The sequence below is a fragment of the Nocardiopsis sp. CA-288880 genome, assembly GCF_050955985.1.
Taxonomy (GTDB): domain Bacteria; phylum Actinomycetota; class Actinomycetes; order Streptosporangiales; family Streptosporangiaceae; genus Nocardiopsis; species Nocardiopsis tropica.
This window is the reverse complement of record NZ_CP192105.1, coordinates 3,023,928-3,043,367: the sequence shown is the minus strand read 5'-3', so window position 1 is coordinate 3,043,367 and position 19,440 is coordinate 3,023,928. Positions and strand designations below refer to the sequence as shown.

Below are 19,440 nucleotides of genomic sequence, written 5' to 3'. Positions count from 1 at the left end.
CCTTTCGGTCAGAGGCGGTTGACGGTGTCGACGACCTGCTGCCAGGAGGGCAGACGGTTCTCATAGGGGGCGTCGGGGTCGTGCAGGACGGTGACCGACTCCATTCCGCGCAGGATCTCCAGGGAGCGGACGAAGGCCGGGTGGGTGGCGAGCTGGGGTTTGCAGTGCGGCACCACCACGGTGGGCACCCCGTATCCGACCATCTCGCACAGCAGGGCGATCGCGAAGTTGTCCGCCAGCCCCTGGGCGAACTTGTTCGTGGAGTTGAAGGTCAGCGGACAGGCCAACACCACATCGGCGGGCGGCAACGGCTTGCCTTGCCCGGGCATCCGAAACGCCACACGGACTGGCTCGCCCGTCAGCTCCGCGAGCTGGTCCTGGTCGTGGAAGTCCGTGCCCGTGGGGGTTGACAGCACAGTCACGTGCCAGCCGTGGCTGTGAAGGGCCTGGACGAGATCGGTCCCCCCTTCCGGCGTAGGAGCTCCGGACAACACCAGGTACAGGGTTCTCGGCATGAGCCAGAGTCTAGAGGCCCACCGCACAGAGGAGTCGCCGCTTATCGGTCCTCAAGCGAGGGACGGTGGCCGGTGACGGGAGGCGATCCCGGCACACACCACAGCCTCCATCGCACCCGGTGCAAGACAGACCTCCACCGGCCGGGTCGTCAGCTCACCGGCTCGTGCGGCACGCCCTCCCGACCGGCCAGGGCCAGTACCGCGCGCGCACGCTCGACCATGGCGGCGTCGAGGAAGGTCCCGTCGGCCAGGACGACCACCCCCGTCCCCGCGGCGGCGGCCCCGGCGACGCGGTCCAGGACCGTGCGCGCCCGCTCCACCTCCTCCGGCGAGGGCAGGAACGCGGCCCGGATCGTGCCGAGCTGGGCCGGGTGGATCGCGGTGCGGCCGCAAAAGCCCAGCGCGCGCCCGGCGCGGCACGAGGCGGCGAGGCCCTCGGGGTCGCGCACGCGCGTGTACGCCGACATCGCGGGCGGGGGCAGCCCGGCCGCCCTGGCCGCGTTCACGACGCGGCCGCGCGCCCAGGCCAGGCCCTCCTCCCCGTCCACCCGCAGGTCCGAGCGCAGGTCCGCCTCGCCGAGGCCGATCGAGGCCACCGCGGGCGAGGCCGAGGCGAGGTCGAAGGCGCGCTCGACCCCGAGCGCGGATTCCACGAGCAGGTGCAGCGCGCGGCCGGGCAGGGCGTCGGCGAGCGCCCGCACCCCGTCGGCCGACTCGGCCTTGGGCACGCGGGCCCCGACGCCGGAGGGCAGTCCGGCGAGCGCGGCGACGTCGGCGTCGTGCCACGGCGTGGAGCGGTGGTTGATCCTCACCTGGACGGGACGGGTCGCGGAGGCGAGCAGCCGCACGGCGTCGCGCCGCGCTCCGTCCTTGAGGGAGGGGGCGACGGCGTCCTCCAGGTCGACCAGCACCACGTCCGCGGCGGATCCGAGCGCCTTGGCCACCCGGTCCGGCCGGTCGGCGGGCACGTACAGGAGCGTGAGGGGAGGCGCCGCGCCCGGGTCGCGCGCCGCGCCGCTCACACCTCCCCCCGCTCCCGCAGCTCGGCGATCCGCTCGGGCGCGAACCCGAGCTCGCCGAGGACCTCGTCGGTGTCCGCGCCGTGCGGGCGGCCGGTGAAGCGCACGACGCCGTCGTTGTCCGACAGCCGGAACAGCGGGCCCTGCATGAGCATCGGCCCGAGTTCGGGGTCCTCGATTTCGTGGACCGTCCCCAGTTCCCGGAACTGGGGGTCGGCGACGATGTCGGACGCGTCGTAGACCGGGGCCACCGCCGCCTGGGCCTCCTCGAACGCGGCGACGACCTCGTCGCGCGTCCTGCGGGCGATCCACCCGCCGACCGCCTCGTCGAGCTCGTCGGCGTGGCGGGCCCGGTCGGCGCCGCGCGCGAACCAGGGCTCGTCGGCCAGGTCGGGGCGGCCGACGAGCCGCACGACGCGCTCGGCGATCGACTGGGCGGAGGTGGAGACGGCCACCCAGTGCCCGTCCCCGGTCCGGTAGGTGTTGCGGGGCGCGTTGTTGGACGAGCGGTTCCCGGTGCGCGGCTGGACCGTGCCCAGCTGGTCCCACCGGGTGATCTGGGGTCCCAGCACGGCCAGGATCGGCTCGATGATCGCCGTGTCGACGACCTGTCCGCGCCCGGTCCCCGCGCGCGCGGACAGCGCCACCATGACGGCGAACGCGGTGGCGAGCGAGGCGACGCCGTCGGCCAGCCCGAACGGCGGGAGCGTGGGCGGCCCGTCGGGCTCGCCCGTCATCGCGGCGAACCCGCTCATGGCCTCGGCGAGCGTGCCGAAGCCGGGCCGCGTCCGGTACGGGCCGATCTGGCCGAACCCGCTGACGCGCGCGAGCACCAGCCCGGGGTTGCGCCCGCTGAGCTCGTCGTAGCCCAGCCCCCAGCGCTCCAGTGTGCCGGGGCGGAAGTTCTCGACGACGACGTCGGACTCCGCGGCGAGCGCGAGGAACACCTCCCGCCCGCCCTCGGTCCCGAGGTCGGCGGTGACGGTGCGCTTGTTGCGCCCCAGCGTCTTCCACCACAGGTTGACGCCGTCCTTGGCGGCGCCGTGCGTGCGGGAGGGGTCGGGGCGGGAGGGGTGCTCGACCTTGACGACGTCGGCGCCCATGTCCCCCAGGTGCATGGCGGCCATGGGGCCCGCGAAGAGCGTGGAGGCGTCCACGACGCGCAGGCCGGCGAGTGCGCCCGAGGAGGGGTCGCGCGAGACGGTCACGCGACCACCTCCCCGGTGCGCTCCGGCGCCGAGGCGGGGGGCGCCGTTCCGGGAAGGTTCGTGTCCGGCAGGTCCCACGCGCAGCGGAAGCCGACGGTGGCCCCCCGGGCCAGGCCCAGGCCGGGCAGCAGCAGCTTGACGCTGCGGTCGGGGGCGTGGCGCCCGCCCTCGACGTACCAGTCGGACCCCTCGGCGACGTAGTCCGCGCCGCCCTTGAGCATGGCGAACCGGGTCCGGCCGTCGCTGTGCTCGCTCTCGGTCCAGTTCCAGACGGCCGGCGCCCCGCGGCGCAGGCCGCCGGCCTCGCCGGCGAGCTGCCACTCGTCCTCCGTGGGAAGCCGTCCGCCGCGCCAGGCGCAGTACGCCCGCGCGTCGTCCAGGTCCACGAACGACACGGGTTCGTCCTCCGTGCCCGGGGCGGGGCGCCCGTCCTGCCAGTGCGCGAGGAAGCGGTGGGGGAACGCGGACCCGTAGCCCGTGGCGTCGAGGAACGCGGCGAACTCGGCGTTGGTGGCCTCGCTCGCGGCGACCGCGACGGGCGCGGACAGCACCCCGTCCCGCTGGAGGGTGCGCGCGTCGTGCAGGCGCGGCGGGAGCGGCTTCCACTCGTCCACGTACGGGGCGCCCTGGTACATGCCCGTCTCCCGTGCGCGGTAGCGCACGGTGAGGACGTACGGCCCCGCGGGCACCACGGCCGCGTCCGGCTCCGGGCCGCCCGCCGCGGGGGCGCCCGCGCCCGCCGCTCCGGCCTCCGGGGCCGCGGGGCGCAGCCGCGCGGCGAGGCGGTGCCGGAATCGCGCGTCGGGGTCGTGCGGCGCGGCGGCGAGCAGGTCGAGAAGGCCGGGCAGCCACTCGGGCTCGGGGGCGCCGTCCGCGACGCGCAGGAGCGCGGCGATACCGCGCCCGGGCACGGTCACCCGTCCGGCCTCCCCGCGCCCGCCGCCCGTGAGGTCGACGAGCGTGCCGCCGGGGGCCCGGTCGCCGTCCCCGTGCGGGAGCACCGGGCCCGTGTGGTCGGCCTCGCCGCGGTTGACGAGCGTCCACAGGGTCAGGCCGTCCAGCTCCCACCGGGAGGCGTACACGCCGGCGGCCTCCGCCTCGGGGGCCAGTTCCGCCAGGGGCGTCCACTCCCCGTCGAGGAGGAGGTCGCCGGCTGCGCGCTGGACGGCCGTCATCCGGCTCACGGTGGCCGCGTCGCGCGGGGACCAGCCGACCCAGACCCCGAACACGACCTCCCACACCATGACGCCGACCCCGTTGAGCCAGGCCGACTGGAGCTCCTCGGAGTGGTCGCGGTGCCAGCGGCGCACGTGGTGCTGCATGTGGCGCCGCTCGTACCAGTGCGCCCTGAGCACCCCGGGCACGGGCGAGTCGGCGAAGAACTGCGCCCACGAGGTGGCGTGGTCCTCGATGCGCTCGACGGCCAGCTTCGACTCGCCCTCCAGGACCACGCCGGGCCGGGCGGCGTCCAGGCGGGCGACGAGGTCGGGGTCGGCCTTCTTCAGGGTGTCGAGGAAGACGCCGTCAGCGCCCAGGTCGGCGACGAGCGACGCGAGCTCGGTGACGTCGTCGGCGCCCCGGCGGGTGCCGACGTCCCAGGGGTTGTAGTCGACGAACACGCGCAGTCCGGCGCGGTGGAGCGCCTCCACGAGGCCCCCGGGGCCCGCCAGGCCGGGCACGTCGCGGTAGTGGTCCCACTGGTTGCGGTCGTCCAGGCCGATCACCGGGTAGGCGTGCCAGAGCACGACGGCGTCGAGCCCGCCGAACCGCTCGCGGGCGTCGGCCAGGAAGCGCTCGGGGGTGAACCGGTGCTCGTCGAACGAGTACAGCAGCTCGTCCCACAGCCACACCTGCGCGACGGTGTGGCAGCGGGCGGCCCACGCCGCCTCCGGGTGCTCGTAGACGGCGCCCCGGTAGCCGTGGCGGGTCCGGGCGTCCTCGCGCCACGCGTGCAGGCGCTCCCGCCAGGCGGGGCGGTCGGCGGGGTCGGCCGGGGCGGCGAAGACCTTGGCCTCGTCGAGGGCCCGGAGCCGGTCCCCGGAGGGTTCGCCGTCGAGCGGCACCTCGGTCGGGAGGTCGATCGGGCGGGGGACGAGCGGGTCGAAGCGGTAGGTCACGGCGTGCTCCTCTCGGTCGTGCCCGCGGGGACCGCGAGGGCCGCCGTCCGGGCGGCGAGGTCGTCGATCCGCTGCTCGCCGCCGGGGAGCGAGGTCGCGATGCGGCCGTCGAGCGGGTCGGACCACCGCGCGCCGATGCCCCGGGCACCCCGGAGCGCGCCCACCACGCCGCCGACGGTGGCCGCGGCCGAGTCGGTGTCCCATCCGGCCGTCACCGCGTGCGAGACGCTCGGGCCGAACTCCCCCGCGCCGCGGGCGAGGGCGTACGCGATCACGGCCGCGTTGTTGAGGACGTGCACCCAGTGCAGGTCGCCGTAGGCGTCGTGGAGCCGGTCGAGCCCGGCGCGCACGTCCCCCTCCCCCGCGGCGGCGCGTCCCAGCCGGACGGCCGCGGCGAGGCGGCTGTCGGGCGGGACGACCGCGTCCGCGGCGTCCAGGACCTCGTCGACCGTGTCGTGGACCATCGCCGCCGAGGCCAGCGCCGCCGCCCACATCGCCCCGTAGACGCCGTTGCGGGTGTGGCTGAGCCTGGCGTCCGTCCAGGCGAGCCGGGCGGCCCCGCGCACGTCGCCGGGGCTGGTCCACCCGAGGACGTCGGCGCGGATGAGCGCGCCGATCCACTCGCGGAACGGGTTGTGGCGGGTGGCCGTCTCCGGGACGGGGCGCGCGTCGAGGAGGTTGCGGTAGGCGGCGCGCTCGGCGGTGAAGACGCGGCCCGCCGGGAGGTTGTCGAGCCAGAGCTGGGCGACGTCCTCGGTCCTGAACCCGCGCCCGTGCCGTTCGAGGAGGGCCAGGGCGAGGATGGGGTAGTTGAGGTCGTCGTCCTCCGGCATGCCGTCGATGTTCTCCTCCAGGGACGTCGGCGCGCTGCGGCGGTTCCACGGCCAGCGGGCGGCGACGTCGTCGGGGAGCCCGGCGGCCGTGAACCAGCGGTCGAGCGGCCAGCGCCCGGTGGAGCGCAGGATCTCCTCGATGCCCTCGCGGGGGATCTTCTCGACGGGTTTGCCGAGCAGGCATCCCGCGGCGCGGCCGGTCCAGGCGCCGCGCATCCGCGCGGGGAGGTCGCCGCCGGGCGCGGAGGGCCGCGGCGCCGGGGGCAGGACGGCCTCGATGCCGGCCCAGCCGTCGGGTTCGCCGGGCGCGGCGGGGACGGGCAGGGCGGCCAGTTCGTCGAGCAGCGCGCGTGCGAGTTCTCGCAGTTCCGGGGAGGCGGGCACGGGTCCGGCGCCGCTCACCGCGGGGACGGGGTCGCCCCCGGCCCCGGCCCACCGGTCCCGGATCGCGGCGACGTCGCGCCCCTCGGCGGCGGACTGGACGAGTTCGTGCGCGAGCAGGTCCTCCGGCTGCGCCCAGGTGAGCCTCACTCCGCCCCACCCCCCGGGACCGCGGCCGGCGCGCGGTCGATCGCGTCGAGGTCCCGCAGGCGGGCGGCGGCCCGCTCCCGGTCGGCGCGCAGGATGTCGGCGGCGGCGGAGGCCATGAGTCGGCCGGTCTCGCGGATGTCCATGCGGCTCGCCTCCTCGACCGCGTCGAGCCAGTCGGCGGGGACGGCGGCCGTCCCCCCGAGCCCGGCGCAGACCGCGCCCGCCATGACGGCGATGGAGTCGGCGTCGCGGCCGTAGTTGACGGCGCCGAGCACCGCGCCCCGGTAGTCGCCCCGGTGCCCGAGGACGAGGCCCAGCGCCGCGGGCAGCTCCTCGATGGCCTTGGTCCGGGAGGGGCGGCGCGCGTCCATCGACATCTGCCGGTAGGCCGGGCCCACCGAGTCGAACGGGGCGACCGTCTCGCGGACGAGCCGTGCCAGGGCGCGCTCCTCCTCGTCGGTGCGGGGCGGCGCGTTCCAGCCGTCGAAGGCCCCGACGACGGCGCGCAGCGCGGCGGCGGTGCCGTCGTGGGCGACGTCGAGCGCCGCGGCGACGACGTCGTCGAGGGAGGCCCCGGGGGCGACGGAGGCCGCGACCATGGCGGCGAAGACCCCGGCGGCCTCGCGCCCGTAGCTGGACTGGTGCGCGCCCGTGAGGTCGATCGCCTCCGCGTAGGCGCCCCGGGGGTCGCCCGGGTTGGCCAGGCCGACGGGTGCGACGTACATCGCCGCACCGCAGTTGACGACGTTGCCGACGCCCGCCTCGCGGGGGTCGACGTGGCCGTAGTGGATCCGGGCGACCATCCACTTCTCCGCGAGGAACACCCGCTGGAGCAGCAGCGCGGTCGACTCCAGCTCGGGAACCCAGCGCGGTTCGCCGATCATGAGCGGGACGAGGTCCTCGGCCACCGCGTAGGCGTCCAGGTGTGCCCGCCGCTTCGCGTAGACCTCCACCAGGGCGCGCGTCATGAGGGTGTCGTCGGTGACGTGTCCGTCGCCCTTGTGGTAGGGCGCGATCGGGCGGGCGTTGCGCCAGTCCGGGTACCACGGTCCGACGATGCCGGTCACCCGTCCGCCGTGGCGCTCCTCGATCTGCTCGGGCGTCCACCCCTCGGTGGCGCCGCCCAGGGCGTCTCCCACCGCCGCTCCGGTGATCACGGCCACCGCTCGGTCGTCCAGCCAGGTCACGGGCCCACTCCCCTGTCGTTGCTCGTCTGCGCTGCGGGCCCGCCGTCGCGGGCCCGCCCACTCGTCCGCCCCGGGCAGCGCCCGGGACTCCCCGTGCCGGGGGCGTGGCGCCCCCGGCCGCTCCGGGTCCCTACCGCGTGATCTCCTCCCACCCGTTCTCCAGCTCGGCCGCGAGGCCGTCCGCGTCGATCTCCCGGGCGAGGAAGCGCTGGTAGGCGGGGGTCGCGACCGTGTCCTTCCACTGCGCGTAGGCGTCGACGAACAGGTACGGGGAGGACTCCAGGTACTCGCCCGAGGCGAGGACGGCGTCCCAGCCGTTCTCGCCCTCCAGGGACGACCCCATGACCTCCCTCGCGGAGGTCGTCGCCGGGATGAGCGAGTCGGCCTCGTTGAGCGCCGCGAGGTTGTCGGTGGAGGTGAAGAACTCGATGAACGCGGCGGACTCCTCGACGTGCTCGGAGTCGATGTTCACCGACAGCGTCTGCGGGTTCGCGGCCTGCCAGGGGCCCGCTGGCCCCTCCAGCGGCGGGAGGACGACCCAGTCGAGGTCCTCGGGCGCGTCGGCGGCGATGTTGGCGGCCTGGAAGGAGCCCTGGACCGTCATGGCGACATCGCCCGCGTAGAAGGACGGGAGCGCCTCCGTGCCCGACTGGGTGAGCGTGACCGGGAGGATCGACCGGTCCTCGTGGGCCATGGCGTCGACGAGTTCGGGCAGGGCCATCTCCCCCTCCCCGATCGCCAGGGAGGCGTCGGGGCCGGACCCCTCGAAATAGGTCCCCCCGAAGGCCGGGGCCATGGCCATGAACACGGCCGTGGGGCTGGACAGCCCCCAGCCGAGCCCGTGGGCCTCGGGGGTGGTCGCGGCCAGCGCGATCTCGCGCAGGTCCTCCCAGGCCATGGTCTCGCCGGTCGGGACGTCGACGCCCGCGTCCTCCAGCATGCCCCGGTTGGCGAAGACCACGTAGGACTGCATCTCGGTCGGGTACGCGATGACCTGGCCGTCGACCGTCACGGAGTCGAGGACGCCCGGGGGGATGTCGCCGCGCGCCGCCTCGGACATGTGATCCGAGAGGTCGGCGAGGTACCCGTCGACGGCGAAGGGGACGATTCCGGCGGCCTCGTAGTGGATGATGTCGGGCGCGGCGCCGCCGTTGAACTGGGTGATGAGCTTGTCGTAGATGCCGTCCCAGCCGGCGGGGACGATCTCGACCTGCGTGTCGGGGTTGGCCTCGTTCCAGGCCGCGACGATGCTCTCCGTCGCCTCGATGGCGGCGGGCTGGTCCGAGAGGGACTGGAACTCGAGGGTGACGGGGCCGCCGTCCCCCTCGCCGGAGCCGCAGGCGGTGAGGAGCAGTGTCGCGGCGGAGAGTCCCGCGGCGACGGACACGACGCGTGTCTGCATGGGTCTACCTTTCGTCGGGGGGTGCCGGGGGGCGCCGGTCGCGGGGGTCATCCCTTCACCGCTCCGGCCATGAGCCCTCCGGTGAGCTTCTTCTGCATGATCGAGAAGAAGACGATGCTCGGGATGGCGGCGAGCACCGATCCCGCCGCCAGCGGCCCGAGCGCCACCTTGCCCTCGCCGCCGATGAACATCTTGAGGGTGATGGGCAGGGTGTAGTTCTCGGGCGACTGGAGCAGCACGAGGGCGAAGAAGAACTCGTTCCAGGAGGAGACGAAGCTGAACATGGCCGTGGCGACGACGCCCGGGGCCAGGAGCGGGAGGATGATCAGGCGCAGCACGGTGAGGCGGTCCGCGCCGTCCATGGCCCCCGCCTCCTCCAGGTCGACGGGGATGCCGGACACGTAGCCCTGGAGCATCCACAGGGCGAACGGCAGCGTGTACGTCGTGTGGACGAGGGTCAGGCCGACGAGGCTGTCGGTGAGCCCGATGGTCCGCAGGACGAGGAAGAGCGGCAGGATGACGAGGATGACCGGGAAGACCTGGCTCACGAGGATCCAGCCGACGCCCGCCGTGCGGACCCTCCCCTTGAGCCTGGCGAGGACGTAGGACGCGGGCAGCGCGATGAGGACGACGAGCGCCGTCGACACGAGGGCGACGAACACGCTGTTCCACGCGGAGCGGACCAGGCCCTGGCGGGCCAGCGCCTGCGCGTAGTTCTCCCAGTGCCACTCCTGCGGCAGCAGGCCCACGGTGAGCGAGTTGAGCTCGCCCGAGGACTTGACCGAGGCCGAGATCAGCCACAGCAGCGGGAAGCCCAGGAAGAGCACGTAGCACGCGAGGGCCGCGTACTGGGCGGGACGGACGAGGGAGCGCACGGTCAGCCCACCTTGCCTTCGCGGTCGTCGCGGAACTGGGACCGCAGGTAGAAGGCCAGGAGCAGCACGACGACGATGACGAGCACCATGCCCATGGCCGCGGCGTAGCCGATGTTGCGGTTCTTGAACGCCTCCAGGTAGGTGAACAGCATCGGGAGCATCGTGCGGCCGCCCGGACCGCCCTCGGTGAGGACGTACACCAGCGAGAACGAGTTGAAGTTCCAGATGAAGTTCAGCGACGTGATCGAGGCGACGATCGGCCGCAGGCCCGGCAGGGTGACGCCGGTGAACCTGCGCCAGGCGCCCGCACCGTCCATGGCCGCCGCCTCGTGCAGCTCGGACGGGATCTGCTGCAGCCCGGCGAGGAGGGTCACGGTGGTCTGCGGCATGCCCACCCAGACGCCGACGACGACCACAGCGGGCAGCGCGGTCGAGAAGTCGGCGAGCCAGTTGACGTCGCCGGGCAGGCCCAGTGCGCCCAGGGCGGCGTTGAGCGGCCCCGCGTTGGGCGAGTAGATCATCTGCCACATGATCGCCACGACGACCGGGGGCATCGCCCACGGGATGAGGGCGAGGACGCGCGTGAGGCCCTGGAACCTGAGGCCGGCGTCGAGCAGGAGCGCCAGCCCCATCGCGGCGACGAGCTGGAGCAGCGTCACGGAGACGGCCCAGACCATGCCGATGCGGAACGACTCCCAGAAGTAGGAGTTGTCGAGGAGGCGCACGAAGTTGTCGACGCCGACGAACTCGTAGTCCGGGCGGCGCACCAGGCGCGCGTCGGTGAACGCCAGCGCGATGCCCATGACCAGGGGCGCCACGCTGAGCACCAGGATGGGCAGCAGGGAGGGCATGACCAGGGCGGCCGCCTCGCGGCGCCGTGCACGGGCCGCGCCGCCCGGGCGGGGCCGGGCCCCGCGCGCGGGGCGGGGCGGGGCCGTGCCCCGCGGTGAGGGGGGCGCCGTCATCCGGTGCCTCCCCCGGGCGCGGACGCGCGGGCCGGCGCCGGGGCCGTGGACTCCCGGACGACCAGCCGGGGTCCGACCGAGGCCGTCTGCGGCTCGCCGGCGTCCCCGTCGACGAGCCGCAGCATGATCTGCGCGGCGGCGCGCCCGCGCTCGTCCGAGCCGAGCGAGACGCTCGTGAGGCTGGGCTGGAAGACGCGGCCCAGCTCGGTGTCGTCCATGCCCGTCACCGCGACGTCCTCGGGCACGGACAGGCCGAGTTCGCGGGCGGCGCGGATGGCGCCGATGGCGAGGAGGTCGTTGGCGGCCACGACCGCGTCGAGGCGGGCGCCGCCGTCGGGCGCGCCGGCGAGGAGCCGGTGCGCGGCGGCCACGCCGGCCGCGACGGTGAAGTCCTCGGCGAGGGCGACCTCCACGCGCTCGGCGGTGGACCCGGGGGCGGAGGCGGCGGCGTCGAACCCGCGCCTGCGCGCCTCGCCCGGGGTCGTGTCGGGGGGGCCGTTGAGGAAGCCGATCCTGCGGCGGCCGGTCTCCAGCAGGTGCCGGACGGCCTGGCCGATCCCGTCCGCGGAGTCCGTGGACACGGAGTCGATGCCCTGGTCCCCGAGGGAGCGCCCGATGACCACGACCGGGACCGGCGCCCGCTTGATGGCCCGCACCAGCCCGTCGTCGGTGCGCAGCGGGCTGAGGACCATCCCGTCGACGAAGCCGCTGCCCAGGCTGCGCACGAGCTCCGTGGCCGAGGCGGGGGTGTCGCCCGTGGTCATGACCACGACGCGGTAGCCGTGCGGGGCCAGGACCTCGTGGATGGCGGTCATCATCTCCACGTAGACGGGGTTGCCGATGTCGGCGACGGCGAACGCGATCTGGAAGGTCTTCCTCAACCGCAGGGAGCGGCCGGTGACGTCGGGGCTGTAGCCGAGCTCGGCCGCCGCGGCGCGTACGCGCTCGACCATCGCCTCGCTGGCCCCGCTCCCGTGCAGGGCGCGGGAGGTCGAGGCCAGCGAGACCCCGGCGCGTTCGGCCACCTGGATCAGGGTGGCGCGTGATGACGTCATCGCGGCTCCAGTCACGCTGTGCTCCGGAAGGGCTTGGAAACGTTTCCAGAAACACGGCGCAATGTACCGGACATCTCCTGGAAACGTTTCCGGGAAACTACCGTGACCCAGTTCACCCTGTCAACAGGTTCAACTCCCTCATCCCTGGTCGCCGGGGACGGGAAGGGCCGCGCACCCCGTTCCCGGGTGTGCGCGGCCCGTGGACCCCTCGGCCGCTCAGCCGGTCATTCGGCCCGGTCGACCACGAAGACGGGGATGAGGCGGTCGGTCTTGCGCTGGTAGTCCGCGTAGTCGGGGAAGGCCGCGACGGCCCGCTCCCACCACTCCTCGCGCTCCGCTCCCCCGACCTCGCGCACACGGGCCGCGAAGGGGGTGGGGCCGTCCTGCAGGGTGACGGCGTCGGGGTTCTCGCGGAGGTTGTGCACCCACTTGGGGTCCTCCGGGGCCCCGCCCTGGGAGCCCACGAGCGCGTAGCGCCCCTCGTGCTCCACGCGCATGAGGGCGATCTTGCGGATCTTCCCGGTCTTCCTCCCGAGCATCGTCACGATGACGACCGGCAGGCCGGTGTCCCCCAGGGTGTTGCCCTCGGCCCCGCCGGTGCGCTCGTACAGGGCGACCTGCTCGCGGACCCACGCGGACGGGCTCGGTTCGTATTCGCCTTCCACGGCCTTCTCCCTCTGGGCGTGTCCGGGGCGGGCGAGCGGCCCGCCCGCCCCGGACGGTCGGCGCCCCGGCCCGCGCGGCGCCCGTGGCGCACGGGTGCGACCCGGTCGCGGGCGCCGCGCCGCCCCTTCGGCGGGGCGGGACCGTGAGGCCCCGGCGGAGCACCCACATGGTGCCACGGCGGCCCCGCGCGGGGGCGGGCGACGCGGCCGGGACCGGGCCACCCGCTCCGGCCGGGGCGTTGACGCGGTCTCCGCGGCGGTGACAACGTACCCACCACCTGTCAGGGGACGATCGAACGGAGAACCACCGTGCACGACGACCGGCGGCTGACCGAGGCCCGCCTGCAACGGGTACTGGGCGAACGCGTATGGCCCGCGATCTACACGAGGTCGGTCCCCCTGGAGGTGGCGCGGTGGGACGCCCCCGGCGAGCCGGTGCCCGCGGCGGAGGGGATCGCCGCGGACCACGTGCCCGCCCGCGTCGGCGACGCCTGGGGGCCGGCCTGGGGGACGACGTGGTTCCGGCTGCGGGGCGAGGTGCCCCGGGAGTGGGCCGGGCTGACGGTGGAGGCCGTCGTCGACCTGGGCTTCGACAGCGGCATGCCGGGCTTCCAGAGCGAGGGGCTCGTCCACCTCCGGGACGGCGCCGTCGTCAAGGGCCTCAACCCGCGCAACGCCTGGATCCCGGTCGGCTCCCCGGCCGGGGGCGGAGAGGCCGTGGAGTTCCACGTGGAGGCCGCGGCCAACCCCGTCATCCTCGGGAACCCGCCGTTCCGGCCCACGGAGCTGGGCGGGGGGCGGGGGCCCGCGGACGAGCCCCTGTACCGGCTGGCCCGCGCCGACCTGGCGGTCTTCGAGACGGCGGTGTGGGAACTGGCCATGGACCTCGACGTCGCGGGCGGGGTCATGCGCTCCCTCGACACCGGCGACCCGCGCCGCTGGGAGCTCCTGCGCGCCCTGGAGAGGTCCCTGGACGCCCTCGACCTCCACGACGTCCCGGGCACGGCCGACCGCGCGCGGGAGGCACTGGCCCCGGCCCTGCGCTCCCCGGCGGCAGCGAGCGCCCACCGGGTGTCGGCCGTGGGCCACGCCCACATCGACTCCGCCTGGCTGTGGCCCGTGCGGGAGACCGTGCGCAAGGTGGTCCGCACCAGCGCCAACGCCGTCGCCCTCGCGGAGGACCACCCGGGGTTCGTCTTCGCGATGTCCCAGGCCCAGCAGTGGGCCTGGCTCAAGGAGCACCGGCCCGACGTCTTCGCCCGGGTGGTGCGCGCGTCCGAGGCCGGGCAGTTCGTGCCGGTCGGGGGCATGTGGGTGGAGTCCGACACCAACATGCCCGGCTCCGAGGCGCTGGCCCGGCAGTTCAGCTTCGGCAAGCGGTTCTTCCGCGACGAGCTGGGCGTCGACACCCAGGAGGTGTGGCTCCCCGACTCGTTCGGCTACTCGGCGGCGCTCCCCCAGCTCGTGCGGCTGTCGGGCTCTCAGTGGTTCCTCACCCAGAAGATCTCCTGGAGCCAGACCAACGCGTTCCCCCACCACACGTTCTGGTGGGAGGGCATCGACGGCACGCGCGTCTTCACCCACTTCCCGCCCGTGGACACCTACAACTCCGAGCTCACCGGCTCGGAACTTGCGCACGCCTCCGGCAACTTCCGGGACAAGGGCGGCGCGTCGCGGTCCCTGGTGCCCTTCGGGCACGGCGACGGCGGAGGGGGCCCCACCCGGGAGATGCTCGCCCGCGCCCGGCGGACCCGCGACCTGGAGGGGTCCCCCCGGGTGGAGGTCGAGCACCCCTCGGAGTTCTTCGCCAAGGCCCGCGCGGAGTACCCCGACGCGCCCGTGTGGCTGGGCGAGCTGTACCTGGAGTTCCACCGCGGGACCTACACGAGCCAGGCGGCCACCAAGCAGGGCAACCGGCGGTCCGAGCACCTGCTGCGCGAGGCCGAGCTGTGGGCCGCGACCGCCGCCGTGCGCACCGGCGCCCCCTACCCGTACGAGGCCCTGGACCGGGTGTGGAGGACGGTCCTGCTGAACCAGTTCCACGACATCCTGCCGGGGAGCTCGATCGCGTGGGTCCACCGGGAGGCGGCCGAGTCCTACGCGGCGGCCGCCGCCGAGCTGCACGGGATCGTCGCGGCGGCCCAGGGGGCGCTGGCGGAGGACCCCGGCGGGAGCGGCGCCACCCTGGTGTTCAACGCCGCCCCGCACGAGCGCGACGGCGTGCCCGCCCTCGGCGCGGTCCCCGCCGCGCTCACCGGCGCGCCCGGCGCGGCGGCGGCCTCGGTCGACGCCTCGGACGGCGGCTTCACCCTGGACAACGGGCTGCTGACCGTGCGCGTGGACGGCCGCGGGCTCGTCACCTCCGTCCTGGACAGGGTCGCGGAGCGCGAGGTGCTGGCCCCGGGGTCGCCGGGCAACCTGCTCCAGGTGCACCCCGACCTGCCCAACCAGTGGGACGCCTGGGACGTCGACGCGTTCTACCGCAACACCGTCACCGACCTCACCGGCGCCGACGCGGTCGAGGCCCTGGAGCCGCGGCCCGGGGGCGCCGCCGCGCTGCGCGTGGCGCGCACGTTCGGCGCGTCCTCGGTCGTCCAGGTCCTGTCCCTGAGCCCCGGCGCGCGGCGCCTGGACGTGGAGACGGTGGTGCACTGGCACGAGCGGGAGAAGTTCCTCAAGGCGGCCTTCCCGGTCGACGTCCGCGCGGACGAGTCCTCCTCGGAGATCCAGTTCGGGCACGTGAGGCGCCCCACCCACTCCAACACCTCGTGGGACGCGGCGAAGTTCGAGATCTGCGCGCACCGGTGGGTGCACGTGGGGGAGCCCGGCTACGGCGTGGCGGTCCTCAACGACTCCACCTACGGGCACGACGTGACCCGCGCGGTCCGCGGCGACGGGGGCACCACGACCACGGTGCGGTTGTCGCTGCTGCGCGCCCCGCGGTTCCCCGACCCGGAGACGGACCAGGGCGAGCACCGCTTCCGCTACGCGCTGGCCCCGGGCGCGACGGTGGAGGACGCGGTGCGCGAGGGGTACCGGATCAACCTGCCCCCGCGCGAGGTCCCCGGCGGCGGCGCGGTCGAGCCGCTGGTGCGCGTGGACGACCCCGGGGTGGTGGTGGAGTCGGTCAAGCTCGCCGACGACCGGTCGGGCGACGTCGTCGTGCGGCTGTACGAGGCCCGCGGCGGGCGGGCCCGCGCGACGGTGGCGCCGGGCTTCCCGTTCGCCGGGGTCCGCGCGGTGAACCTCCTGGAGGAGGAGTACGGGGGAGCGCCCGGACTCGACGTGCGGACCGCGTCCGGTGACGGCGGGCACGGCCGCGTGGCGTTCGGGCTGCGGCCGTTCCAGATCGTGACGCTGCGGTTCGCCCGGTAGCGCGGCCGCGTACCGGCCGGAGCGTCCGGCCGGTACGCGCGGCCGTCTAACCTGGCACGCATGCACAGGCAGAGCACCACACCCCCCGGCACGCAGACGCTGCGGCGGGGGCTCGACGTCGTCGCCGCCGTGGCGCGGGGGGCGTGCGACCTCCGGGCGGTGTGCGAGAGGACGGGGATCAGCCGCAGCACCGCGCACCGGCTGCTGCAGCTGCTCGTGCAGGAGGGCTACCTGCGCCGGGGCCCGGAGAACACCTACCTGCTGGGCCCCGCGCTGATCGAGTACGGCTTCCTCGCCCTCCAGCAGAACCCGGTGCCCCTGGTGGCGCGCCCGGTCCTGGAGCGGCTCTCCGGGAGGTACCGGGACACGGTGCACCTGGCCATCCGCGACGACGACGAGGTGCTGTACCTGGACAAGATCGCGAGTCTGCGCGGCGCGGAGACGCGTTCGCGGATCGGCTACCGCATGCCCCTGACCACCACGGGCATCGGCAAGTCCCTGATCCTGGACGAGGGGGAGGAGGTCTGGGAGCGGCTCTTCGCCGCCGAGCGGGAGGGCGGCGGTGGCGGCGACCGATCGCTGGACCGCTTCCTGGAGACGATGCGCCGCTACCGCAGGCTGGGCGCCACGATGGACCTGGAGGAGAACGAGCCGGGCATCCGCTGCGTGGCCGCCCCCGTGCGGGACGGCAGCTCGTCCGGCGTTGCGGCGGTCAGCATCGCCGCCACCCGCCCCTACATGCCCATGGAGCGCATGCGCGCCCTGGTCCCGGTCCTGCGCGAGGCGGCCGAGGAGATCTCCGGGCTCCTGGGGTACCCCTCGGCGGGGTCCCCGGCCTGACCCCCGCCCGACGGGGCCCGCCCTCCCGCGGTCGGCGGGAGGGGCCCGGTCGCGTCCGTGGAGACGGGGTCGGCGACCCGCCTCACGCCGCCGGCGGGAGGGGCGCCCCCAGCACCAGCAGCACGGGGAACCCGAGCAGCGCCCCCACCCTGATGGCGTCCTCCACCCTGCTCCTGCCTGTGTGGAAGGCCACCGGTGAGCGCAGCATCCACCACCGCTTGCCCCGCACCGTGAACGGCCAGGCCAGCGGCACGCCCGACCGGGTCAGCCAGTCCCCCAGCACGTGCGTCAGCGTGCCCGCGAACACCACCAGGCCCACGAGCCACGGCGCGGGGCCGTAGCCCTCCACGAGCAGCGTGCACGCGCCGAGGACGAGGGCGGCCACCAGCGCCGCCCGTCTGCGCCGCCGGACCGTGCCCCACGCCCTCCAGGGGCGGACCACGGTCCCCAGACCCAGGGCGGACATCGCGAACACCACCGCGGCGGCCCCGAACGGAGCCAGCGCCACCCCCAGCGCGACCAGGCCGAACACCAGGCACGCCGGGACGGTGTGGGTCAGGTGGCGGTGTCCGCCGTCCTTGGGCGCCTCCAGCTCCCGCGGGGTGGCCGTGCGGCGGTAGACCCGTCTCGACAGGCCGCGCAGGCCGGTCGAGACCAGTTCCGTCACCGGCCCGAGCGAGCGCCCCGCCGAGGAGCCGGGCTCGTCCAGGTCGGGGAGGAGCGCGGCGCCGGCGCCGACCGCGGCGCACGTCAGCGTGACGGGCACGTCGGCGCCGCAGAGCAGGGCGACGGCGCCGCCCGCGAGCACACCGGTCGCGGCGTGCGAGGTACCCATCATCGAGGTCTCCGTAGGGGGTGGGGAGGTCTGCCTCCCCGACCCTCTCTCGGACGTGCGACACCGCTGCGCCCGGGGCCCTGTCCACGCCTCGCCGGGCGGGGCGGCCGGTGCCGTGACGGCTTCCCGTTGCCGCCGGCCGACGGCCGCAGGGAGTCCGGGCGCCGAGGGGGTGCGTGCGGCCGGGTGGGCGGCTGTGGCCGGAACGGGGTTCGCGGCCGGGCCGGTCGTCGGCCTCACGGGCCTACCGGCGACGGAGGCGACGCGGTCCCCCAACGGCCCGGAGAACCTCCTGGCCGCCGGGGTCGACGCCGTGGCCGCCGGAAGCTTCGTGCTCGTGGCACGGGCCTGCCGACGACTGGGCGGTGGTCGCCCTCCTCGTGGTCGGGGCGGCCCTCGGGGCCCGGTGGGCGCCGGGTACGGGCGCCGCATGTCCCCGGACCCGAGGGGGGCGCTCGTCGTCGCCGTCGGGAGCGCCGCCGTCGTCGACACGGTCTTCTTCTCCTGAGCGCGCCCGCCCCGGGCCGGCGCCGCTTCGCGCGGCTCCGGCCCGGGTGGGCGTGCCCCCTGCCCTCCGCACGGGCCGTCCGGCCCGGCGGGGGCTGCCCGGACGGGCGGGCGCCGAGGCGCCCGGCTGTCCGGGGCCGGACCCGTGCCCTAGTAGTACTTCGTTAAGTATCTGTTTTCTCGGCTCGGTTCCGCCATCATGGACGCGTGGATCTGGCCGCTGTAGAAGAGCTGCGCGAGGACCTCGACGCGTTCTGCGCCGAGGTCTTCGCGTCCATCCCCCGCAAGGACTCCCGGGCCTGGGGCAGCTGCTACCTGCGCGGTCTGATGCTGGACGGGCGGCGCAAGTCCATCCAGCCCATGGCCGAGCGCCTCCCGGACGGCAACATGCAGGCCCTGCAGCAGTTCGTGGGCCAGTCCCCGTGGGAGCACACCCCCGTCCAACGACGCCTGGCCACCAAGGTGAGTGAGGCGATCACCCCGGATGCGTGGGTGATCGACGACTCGGGCCTGCCCAAAGCGGGCACCGAGTCGGTGGGGGCGGCCCACCAGTGGTGCGGGGCCCTGGGCAAGCAGGCGGTGTGCCAGAGCGCGGTGAGCCTGCACGCGGTCACCGATGCCGCCTCGGTGCCGCTGAACTGGCGGCTCTACCTGCCCCAGGACTGGGCCGATGCCGCCGATGAGCGCCGGGTCAAGACCGGGGTGCCCGACCGGGTCGGCCACCGGGAGAAATGGCGGCTGGCCCTGGACATGGTCGATGAGGCCCGCTCCTGGGGGCTGGCCGACCGGGTGGTGGTGGCCGATGCCGGCTACGGGCAGATCCACGGCTTGCGCCACGGGTTGGCCGAGCGGGGCCTGGACTACGTGGTCGCGGTGCGCGGTGATCTGAACGCCCATCCCGGTGGGGCGGTGCCCCGGGCGCCCGATCGGTCCGGGCCGGGGCCGCGTCTGCCGCGCTACCGGACCCCGGCCCGCTCGTTGAAGGACCTGGCCCTGGAACAGGGGCGCGCCGCGTTGCGTCGGTGTACGTGGCGGCAGGGGTCCCGTGGGGCGATGCGGGGCCGTTTCCTGGTCATGGACGTGCGCTTGGCGGGTAAGTCCGCCCGCCAAGCGGCTCTGGACCGTGCGGGCGGGCGCTCGACGTGGGACGGGGTGCTGCCGGTCGAGACGCTGATCGCCGAGTGGCCGCCCCATGGGGAGGCGCCCACGGACTACTGGCTGTCCAGCCTGTCTGCCGGGACCGTGTTGCGGCAGCTGGTGCGGTTGGCGAAGATCCGGTGGCGGATCGAGCACGACTACCGCGAGCTCAAGCACGGCCTGGGGTTGGACCACTACGAGGGGCGGACCTGGCGGGGCTGGCATCACCATGTCACGCTGGTCAGCGCGGCGCAGGCGTTCCTGACCCTGCGAAGACTCGACCCAAAAGGGTCGACGTCGGTCTGAGTCTGTACCAGGTGTTGGAGGAGCTCCAACGGGTGCTGCTGTGCTGGACCGGCGTGTGTCACACCTGC

Annotated in this window: 16 protein-coding genes; 4 read left to right on the top strand and 12 right to left on the bottom strand. The window is 74.9% G+C overall.

Translation table 11 applies throughout. The features are described from left to right. Positions 1-8: 8 nt before the first annotated feature. The 11 genes from ACQPYD_RS12995 to ACQPYD_RS12945 all read right to left on the bottom strand — a co-directional run bounded on the left by ACQPYD_RS12995 (position 9) and on the right by ACQPYD_RS12945 (position 12,372). Entirely contained in the window at positions 9-515 is a 507-nt protein-coding gene (locus ACQPYD_RS12995; protein WP_433701229.1) for a flavoprotein, read from the bottom strand. Positions 516-664: 149 nt separating this feature from the next. Beyond that, positions 665-1,537, bottom strand: coding sequence for an HpcH/HpaI aldolase/citrate lyase family protein (locus ACQPYD_RS12990; RefSeq protein WP_433701228.1), 873 nt, complete (start codon positions 1,535-1,537; stop codon positions 665-667). Then, positions 1,534-2,742, bottom strand: coding sequence for a CaiB/BaiF CoA transferase family protein (locus tag ACQPYD_RS12985; RefSeq protein ID WP_433701227.1), 1,209 nt, complete (start codon positions 2,740-2,742; stop codon positions 1,534-1,536). Before ACQPYD_RS12985 ends, ACQPYD_RS12990 begins: the two co-directional genes overlap by 4 nt. Continuing rightward, the gene (locus ACQPYD_RS12980; RefSeq protein ID WP_433701226.1) at positions 2,739-4,859 is read right to left on the bottom strand and encodes a formylglycine-generating enzyme family protein; all 2,121 of its coding nucleotides are present in this window, start codon (positions 4,857-4,859) and stop codon (positions 2,739-2,741) included. The genes ACQPYD_RS12985 and ACQPYD_RS12980 overlap by 4 nt, the downstream gene beginning before the upstream one ends. Next, positions 4,856-6,223: an ADP-ribosylglycohydrolase family protein gene (locus tag ACQPYD_RS12975; protein WP_433701225.1), complete on the bottom strand. Its 1,368-nt coding sequence runs from the start codon at positions 6,221-6,223 to the stop codon at positions 4,856-4,858. The genes ACQPYD_RS12980 and ACQPYD_RS12975 overlap by 4 nt, the downstream gene beginning before the upstream one ends. Beyond that, entirely contained in the window at positions 6,220-7,410 is a 1,191-nt protein-coding gene (locus tag ACQPYD_RS12970; protein WP_433701224.1) for an ADP-ribosylglycohydrolase family protein, read from the bottom strand. Before ACQPYD_RS12970 ends, ACQPYD_RS12975 begins: the two co-directional genes overlap by 4 nt. 130 nt (positions 7,411-7,540) lie before the next feature. Then, positions 7,541-8,812: an ABC transporter substrate-binding protein gene (locus ACQPYD_RS12965; RefSeq protein WP_433701223.1), complete on the bottom strand. Its 1,272-nt coding sequence runs from the start codon at positions 8,810-8,812 to the stop codon at positions 7,541-7,543. A gap of 47 nt (positions 8,813-8,859) precedes the next feature. Beyond that, entirely contained in the window at positions 8,860-9,687 is an 828-nt protein-coding gene (locus ACQPYD_RS12960; RefSeq protein WP_433701222.1) for a carbohydrate ABC transporter permease, read from the bottom strand. Positions 9,688-9,689: 2 nt separating this feature from the next. Further along, positions 9,690-10,652 carry a carbohydrate ABC transporter permease gene (locus ACQPYD_RS12955; RefSeq protein ID WP_433701221.1) on the bottom strand — a complete coding sequence of 321 codons (963 nt, stop codon included), beginning with the start codon at positions 10,650-10,652 and terminating at the stop codon, positions 9,690-9,692. Beyond that, positions 10,649-11,707: a LacI family DNA-binding transcriptional regulator gene (locus ACQPYD_RS12950; protein ID WP_433701220.1), complete on the bottom strand. Its 1,059-nt coding sequence runs from the start codon at positions 11,705-11,707 to the stop codon at positions 10,649-10,651. The genes ACQPYD_RS12955 and ACQPYD_RS12950 overlap by 4 nt, the downstream gene beginning before the upstream one ends. Positions 11,708-11,931: 224 nt before the next feature. After that, on the bottom strand, positions 11,932-12,372 hold the full coding sequence (locus ACQPYD_RS12945) for a nitroreductase family deazaflavin-dependent oxidoreductase (protein WP_433701219.1): 441 nt from the start codon (positions 12,370-12,372) through the stop codon (positions 11,932-11,934). A gap of 309 nt (positions 12,373-12,681) precedes the next feature. On the opposite strand from ACQPYD_RS12945, the gene ACQPYD_RS12940 reads away from it, so the two are divergent. Continuing rightward, the gene (locus ACQPYD_RS12940; RefSeq protein ID WP_433701218.1) at positions 12,682-15,747 is read left to right on the top strand and encodes an alpha-mannosidase; all 3,066 of its coding nucleotides are present in this window, start codon (positions 12,682-12,684) and stop codon (positions 15,745-15,747) included. Between the two features lie 60 nt (positions 15,748-15,807). Then, positions 15,808-16,587, top strand: coding sequence for an IclR family transcriptional regulator (locus ACQPYD_RS12935; RefSeq protein ID WP_433701217.1), 780 nt, complete (start codon positions 15,808-15,810; stop codon positions 16,585-16,587). Between the two features lie 82 nt (positions 16,588-16,669). On the opposite strand, the gene ACQPYD_RS12930 is transcribed toward ACQPYD_RS12935, so the two are convergent. After that, complete coding sequence (locus tag ACQPYD_RS12930; protein ID WP_433701216.1) at positions 16,670-17,425, bottom strand: metal-dependent hydrolase; 756 nt, start codon at positions 17,423-17,425, stop codon at positions 16,670-16,672. Between the two features lie 193 nt (positions 17,426-17,618). Between ACQPYD_RS12930 and ACQPYD_RS12925 the strand changes: the two genes are divergently transcribed. Together ACQPYD_RS12925 and ACQPYD_RS12920 are read left to right on the top strand one after the other, a co-directional pair. Next, complete coding sequence (locus ACQPYD_RS12925) at positions 17,619-17,930, top strand: hypothetical protein (RefSeq protein WP_433701215.1); 312 nt, start codon at positions 17,619-17,621, stop codon at positions 17,928-17,930. 206 nt (positions 17,931-18,136) lie between these two features. Then, complete coding sequence (locus ACQPYD_RS12920) at positions 18,137-19,372, top strand: IS701 family transposase (protein WP_433698589.1); 1,236 nt, start codon at positions 18,137-18,139, stop codon at positions 19,370-19,372. Positions 19,373-19,440: the final 68 nt, after the last annotated feature.